This window comes from Moorena sp. SIO2C4 (genome assembly GCF_010672485.1).
GTDB classification, from domain to species: Bacteria; Cyanobacteriota; Cyanobacteriia; order Cyanobacteriales; family Coleofasciculaceae; genus Moorena; species Moorena producens.
In genome coordinates, this window is sequence record NZ_JAAHGN010001366.1 from 1 (window position 1) to 1,634 (window position 1,634).

Annotated in this window: 3 protein-coding genes; 2 read left to right on the top strand and 1 reads right to left on the bottom strand. The window is 44.9% G+C overall.

Features of this window, described 5'->3' with window-relative positions; genetic code table 11:
• Positions 1-940 (top strand): RNA-guided endonuclease InsQ/TnpB family protein (locus F6K20_RS37620; protein ID WP_287298275.1); only part of this gene is annotated, 940 nt, incomplete at its 5' end.
• 197 nt (positions 941-1,137) lie between these two features.
• Positions 1,138-1,398 (top strand): MoaD/ThiS family protein, encoded by a 261-nt coding sequence (locus tag F6K20_RS37625; protein WP_009149283.1) that lies wholly within the window; start codon positions 1,138-1,140, stop codon positions 1,396-1,398.
• A gap of 55 nt (positions 1,399-1,453) precedes the next feature.
• Here the strand turns inward: F6K20_RS37625 and F6K20_RS37630 are convergent.
• On the bottom strand, positions 1,454-1,634 hold a 181-nt coding region (locus F6K20_RS37630; RefSeq protein ID WP_287298277.1), incomplete at its 5' end, for a hypothetical protein.

Below are 1,634 nucleotides of genomic sequence, written 5' to 3' on the forward strand. Positions count from 1 at the left end.
TCCAGGAAAGAAAGGCTTTCCAAAGTTCCAGAAAAACTGCCGATCGGTTGAATATAAGCAGTCAGGTTGGAAATTATCTCCCGACAAAAAGTCGATCGTATTCAGTGATAAAAAAGGGATCGGAAAGCTCAAGCTCAAAGGTAAATGGGACTTATGGCGCTTCGACAAGAAGCAAATAAAGAGGGTTCGGATAGTACGTCGGGCTGACGGGTATTACGTTCAGTTCTGTGTTTCAGTTGTAAAACACGAAAAACTCAAACCAAGCGGAAACACTGTTGGCCTGGATGTCGGACTAAAAGAATTTTATACAGATTCCGACGGGAATTCCGAGCCTAATCCAAGATTTTATCGAACAGGAGAGAAACGGCTGAAATTTTATCAGCGGCGAGTTTCCCGAAAAAAGAAAGGCTCTGCCAACCGAAAAAAAGCCATCAATAAACTAGGCAGGACACACCTAAAAATAAGTAGGCAGCGTAAAGAACATGCTAAGAGACTGGCACGTTGCGTAATCCGATCTAACGATTTGGTCGCCTATGAAGATTTGAGGGTTAAGAACCTGGTTAAGAACCATTGTCTTGCCAAGTCTATTAATGATGCAGGTTGGTATCAATTCAGGAAATGGTTGGAGCATTTTGGTAAAAAATTCGGCAGGATAACTGTTGCAGTCAACCCCGCCTACACTAGCCAGAGTTGCTCTGAGTGTGGCGAGGTAGTGAAGAAATCTCTGTCAACTAGGACTCACACTTGCAAGTGTGGGTGTCAGCTAGATAGAGACCACAACGCCGCCATAAACATACTCCAAAGAGCCTTGAGTACGGTGGGGCACACCGGAACTTGGGTCATCGACCCGAACTCTTGTGGAGATTTAGCCTCTACTCTTCTTGGTTCCGACCAGGTTGAGCAAGCCGAATCTATGAAGCAAGAATCCCCGCGTCTTTAGACCGGGGAGTGTTAAAATACTCGTGAATTAGGGTCAATACTGCTTTGGTCATGAGGGTGCATCTATCTTACTTGATCTGATTTGTAAAGTATATTTCTAAGGGTCTGAGTCTCGTCAGGGAAAAAACATCAAACAGCATTTAACACAAAAAAATAGCAAATTCACAGCAATTAGGGAGCTTGATAACTACTTTATCTATGTCTGAACCATCAATTACCGTTACAGTCAAGCTTTTTGCTGCCTATCAAGAAACCTATGGCTTGCCAGAACTCCAGTTAGGATTTCCTCCTCAAACATCAGTATCAGCGGTGCTAGACCGTTTACTGAGTGAACACCCAGAGCTGGAGCAATGGCGTGAAGTGACCCGCTTTGGCATCAATCTGCAATTTGTTCCCCCCGATACCCCCTTGCAAGATGGGGATGAAGTGGTTCTGATTCCTCCTGTGAGCGGTGGCTAATCGATTATTGTGCCTGCAAGCCTTTTGCCTCCAAGGGCTGTGTTTCTAGAAAAACTCAGAAAAATTGACTGATATGTAGGGTTGCTTCACCATGATCAGGAATCCAGGATACCCACTGGTCTTCTGAAATCTGGCACAGCAGTAGCGCTTCATCAAAGCTATAGGGATTAGGTAGCTCTAACAGACTTACCCAAGTGCCAGGTTGGAACGCTTCCTGGGACTGATCTAAGTTGGGA

What these genes read in the sequence shown, in the direction of transcription:
- F6K20_RS37625 (WP_009149283.1), top strand. Translation starts at nt 1,138, where the DNA reads ATGTCTGAACCATCAATTACCGTTACAGTCAAGCTTTTTGCTGCCTAT.